We start from the raw sequence: 4,854 nt of genomic DNA, 5'->3' as shown, positions 1-4,854 counted from the left end.
GGCGGGGGGTGGGCGGCACGGTCGTAGAGCGCCTCGGCGACCGGGTCCTGGGCGGAGAGGTCCTGTGCCCGGTAGGGATCCTGGTCGTAGGCGTCCTGGAGGTACATGTCCGCGGGGGGCTGCGGCGGCACCTGGCCGTGTTCGGGCGGCGGGCCCTCGGGGTAGCCCGAGCCGCCCGCGCCCTGACCGCGGTCACCGTCGTACGGCGCGTTCATGGTTACCCCACCTCATCGTCCCCGGGCCCACCGGCCACGACATCGCTCAACGGTCCACTCTCTCACCCGTGCCGGACGGGTCGGCGCTTTCCGGTGCGGTGTCCGGTGTCGGGTCACTCGGGTGCTCCGGGTCGTCTGCCCGGGACGGAGTGCCGGATTCCTCCTTGAGACGCTCCTGGGGCCCCTCGGGGTTCTCCGGGCCGTCAGGTTCCTCGGCCGCCCCGTCGTCGGGTCCGTCGGGACCCTCTTCCTCCGTCTGGCGGGCGACGGCGCGCTTGCGGTGGGTGTACATCCGGAAGCCGGCGAGGACGAGGAGCAGGACACCGCCGCCGATGACCAGCATGACGGTGGCCGTGACCTCGGTGACCTTCACGTCGAAGCTGACGGCCTGCCCGTACTCCTGGCCGTCCTCCGTGTACAGCTGGGCGATCACGGTCACCTTGCCGTTGGCGTTGGCCGAGGTGGTGAACTTCACGGACTGGCTGTGCCCGCCGTTGACCGTGACCCGCTGCTCCGTGTAGGCCTTGCCGCCGATCTTCAGGCGCGTGGGGCTCGTCGAGGTGAGGCGCAGGATCAGGTGATCGACGCCCTGCACCAGGTTGTTCTGCACGGTCACGGGGATCGTGGCGCTGCGCCCCGAGAGCTTGGTCTCGGACTTGTCGATCAGCTTCACCTGGTTGGTGAGGTCGTCGAGATAATCCAGCACGCTCTGGCGGAAGTTCGCCGCCTCGCCCGCCTGTCCCCGCCACGACGTGGACATCTCACGGTTCATGGCCCGCCCGAACGGGGTCACGACACGGGACTCGTCGGTGAGGATCACCCGGAAGTTGTCGAGCCTGTCCTGGGTGGCCGCGATCTGCTCGAAGGCGGCCTTCGGCAGCTCTTGCTTGCGCAGCGAGGAGGGGTACGAGGACGACGACGGGATCTTCGTGGTGGCACTGGGGTCGGGCTTGGCCTTGGCCGCCGCGGCGAGATCCTGCGACTCGGACCAGGTGCTGCCCTGGAGGGTCGTCAGCGCCTCGGCCATCGTCTGGGCCTGGCTGCCGGTCGGCATGCGCTGCGGGGCGACGACGATGCTGCGCTGCTTGTCCGTCTGCAGGTCGAGAGCCAGGCTCTGGGCGAGGAACCGCTGCTCGGCGAGCGTGGCGGCACCGGCCTTCGTCAGATCGCCCTCGAACGCCGTCGAGAGCCGTGCGTCCGCGACCACCGCCGTCGTACCGCCGCCGATGGGGCGGGCCGCCGAGGGCGTGTACGACAGGCCGCCGGTCTCCTGGAGGCTGTCGCTGCGGGCGATCACCTTGTCGGCGCCGGCCGAGGTGGCGACCTTGATGATCGACGGGTCCACGGCGCCGTTCACCGGCCACGCGAAGTCCGTGGTCGGCGTCACGTGCAGCACCGTCTCCACGGTGCTCGCGGCGACGTCAGTGGCGTCCTTGAGGTGACTCAGGGAACCGGTGACGCTGGTGCCGTTGTGGGCGAGGGACGCCAGGTCCGGGTCGGCGAAGGGGAGGGCTACGACCTCCTTGTCAGCCACCGCGGACTGCAACTCGGCGAGCCACGCCTTGGCGACCGCCTGGTGGGTGCCCGTCGTCGTGGTGTCGCCGTCCCCCTGGATCTTGTAGCTGCGGGTCATCGCGTCGACGGAGGCCAGCAGGTCCGGGTCGATCACCCAGGTGACGTCGAGATCCTTGCCCAGCGACAGCATCTGGTCGAGGCGACCGCCCGGGGCGATCTCCTTGGCGAGGTCGTCGTTGCGGAAGACCGGCGTCTGCTGCTCGTTGGAACCCGTCTGCGCCGTCATGTGGACGCCGGAGACGAGCGGCCACAGATACGTCGTCTTCGTCTTCGTGTCCGCCTCGTCGGGCTGCCACGGCAGGAACGTCCGCTGGATGCCCAGCACCTGCTCCCACGGCTGCGCCGAGGTCTGGCCGGACAGCGAGACACCGAGCGGGTAGACGCCGTCGTCACCGAGGTCCAGCTTGTCGACCGGCACGGAGAGAGTGAAGGGCTCGGCGACGCCCGGAGTGAGTTTGGAGAACTGCTCGGTGTACTTGTCGCCGACCTCCGAGCCGTCGACGCCCTGGATGAAGTCGGTGCGCTTGGCGACGCTGTCGATCGCCGAACGGGTGCTCAGCGCCTGGCCCAGGCGCAGGCCCACATGGGCGTCGGTGACCGCCTGCTTGCCGTTGTTGGTCACCGTCCCGGAGACGGTCAGTGTGTCCCCGTCCGTGGGGATGCTGGGGCTGAGCGTGTCCAGGGAGATGGACACCGTCTGCGAGCCGGAGGCGGCCTTCGCGGACGTCTGCTCGGCCGCACCGGCGGGTGCGACAGCGGACAGCTGGAGGAGGCCGGCCAGCAGAGGCGCCCCGGCGAGCAGTGCGCCGGTGCGCCGCAGCCACCGGCGGGCAGGTGAGGGACTCGTCCCCTGGAAGTCTGCCGCCTCGGCCACGCGCTCGCCCGTCCCTCGTCATCGTCAGTGGTCGTCGCAATGTGCGTCCACGCATGGTAACGATGCGCGCTGAGGGGAAGTGCCGCGGACTGGTCCACAAGATCGGAGAACAACGGCGGACCGTCCCGTATGTGCCCGTATCAAGGGGAGCACTCGTGTACGTCGCAAGGGCAGCGCTTGCGCGGGTATAGGGGGACGTGTCCATGCACATTTAATGGAGGCGCTCGCGGTGGCCAGGGCCACGTACCCTTTTCTGTTGTGCCGAACGCCAACGAAGACAACCCCAGTGCCCTGAGCCAGGTGCAGCACCGCGCGGTGAGCGAGCTGCTGCGCGTGGCTCCCGTCGCCGACGACCTCGCCCGCCGTTTCCAGGAGGCCGGGTTCTCTCTCGCCCTGGTCGGTGGGTCGGTCCGGGACGCGCTGCTCGATCGGCTCGGCAACGACCTGGACTTCACGACGGACGCGCGTCCCGAGGACGTACTGAAGATCGTCCGGCCGTGGGCGGACGCCGTGTGGGAGGTCGGGATCGCCTTCGGCACGGTCGGGGTGCAGAAGGACGGCTACCAGATCGAGGTGACCACCTACCGGTCGGAGGCGTACGACCGCACCTCGCGCAAGCCCGAGGTGTCGTACGGCGACTCCATCGAGGAGGACCTCGTCCGGCGTGACTTCACGGTGAACGCGATGGCTGTCGCGCTCCCGGAGAAGGAGTTCATCGATCCGCACGGAGGCCTCGACGACCTGGCGGCGCGGGTGCTGCGGACCCCGGGCACTCCCGAGGCGTCCTTCTCGGACGATCCCCTGCGGATGATGCGGGCGGCGCGATTCGCCGCTCAGCTCGACTTCGAGGTCGCTCCCGAGGTCGTCGCGGCGATGACGGAGATGTCCGGGCGGATCGAGATCGTCTCGGCCGAGCGGGTGCGGGACGAGCTGAACAAGCTGATCCTCTCCGCCCACCCCCGCAAGGGGCTGGCCCTGCTCGTCGACACCGGACTGGCCGACCACGTGCTGCCCGAGCTTCCCGCCCTCCGCCTGGAGAGCGACGAGCACCACCGGCACAAGGATGTCTACGAACACACGCTGATCGTTCTGGAGCAGGCGATCGAACTGGAGGAGAACGGTCCTGACCTCACCCTCCGCCTGGCCGCCCTGCTGCACGACATCGGCAAGCCGCGCACCCGCCGCTTCGAGAACGACGGCCGGGTCTCGTTCCACCACCACGAGGTGGTCGGCGCGAAGATGACCAAGAAGCGCATGCTGGCGCTCAAGTACTCCAACGACCTGGTGAAGGATGTCTCCCGTCTCGTCGAACTCCACCTGCGCTTCCACGGCTACGGTACCGGCGAGTGGACCGACTCGGCCGTTCGCCGCTATGTCCGTGACGCCGGTCCGCTCCTCGGCCGGCTCCACAAGCTGACCCGCTCGGACTGCACCACGCGGAACAAGCGCAGGGCCGCCGCGCTGTCTCGGGCGTACGACGGTCTGGAGGAGCGCATCGTCCAGCTGCAGGAGCAGGAGGAGCTGGACTCGATCCGCCCCGACCTCGACGGCAACCAGATCATGGAGATCCTGGGCATCACACCAGGACCGGCCATCGGCCGTGCGTACAAGTTCCTGCTGGAACTGCGGCTGGAGAACGGGCCGATGGAGCATGAGGCGGCGGTGGCCGCGCTCAAGGAGTGGTGGGCCTCGGAGAGCTGAGGGCGTGGAACGGGGTCATGTTTCACGTGAAACATGACCCCGGACAGCATCAGGGGCGGTGTTTCACGTGAAACATGAGACACCGCCCCTCGCGTATCCGCTCTACTTCGAGTAGCCCTTCAGGCAGAGGAGGAAGTTACTGCCGTCACCGCTCTCGGTGTACGAGTACTGGAAGTCCTTCGCGGCCGCTGTGCACTTGGCGTCGGCCTCCGACGCGGAGTACTTGCCGCTGATCTTGGCGAGCACCGTGTACTGGGCCTTCGAGTCGCTGCACTTCACGACCTCAAGGTCCGGGTTGGTGTCGCTGGTGCTGCCGCGGTGCATGCAGTCGCCGACCTTTGCGGTGTCGGCGTCGTCCTGGCTCGATATGGCACCGTAGATGGCCGCGCCGGCGGCGATCAGGACGATGACGCCGAGCCGGATCATCTTGGGGCTGAACTTGCGCTTCGGCTGCGGGGGGACCGGGGTGTACGGGGCCCCGCCCTGGGG

General features: G+C 68.7%; 4 protein-coding genes. 1 reads left to right on the top strand and 3 read right to left on the bottom strand.

The features are described 5' to 3' along the window. Positions 1-215 (bottom strand): hypothetical protein (locus AC31A1_RS46870; RefSeq protein ID WP_489659171.1); only part of this gene is annotated, 215 nt, incomplete at its 3' end. 46 nt (positions 216-261) lie between these two features. Continuing rightward, a complete protein-coding gene (locus AC31A1_RS46865; RefSeq protein ID WP_489659170.1) occupies positions 262-2,664 on the bottom strand; it encodes a DUF6049 family protein in 2,403 nt (800 codons plus the stop codon). Positions 2,665-2,922: 258 nt separating this feature from the next. On the opposite strand from AC31A1_RS46865, the gene AC31A1_RS46860 reads away from it, so the two are divergent. Continuing rightward, a complete protein-coding gene (locus AC31A1_RS46860) occupies positions 2,923-4,365 on the top strand; it encodes a CCA tRNA nucleotidyltransferase (protein WP_489659169.1) in 1,443 nt (480 codons plus the stop codon). 102 nt (positions 4,366-4,467) lie between these two features. Here AC31A1_RS46860 and AC31A1_RS46855 read toward each other — a convergent pair. Continuing rightward, the coding region (locus AC31A1_RS46855; RefSeq protein ID WP_489659168.1) for an LppU/SCO3897 family protein at positions 4,468-4,854 on the bottom strand (387 nt) is incomplete at its 5' end.

It is taken from the genome of Streptomyces sp. P5F9 (genome assembly GCF_057961495.1).
This window is presented reverse-complemented; position numbering and strand designations above follow the sequence as displayed.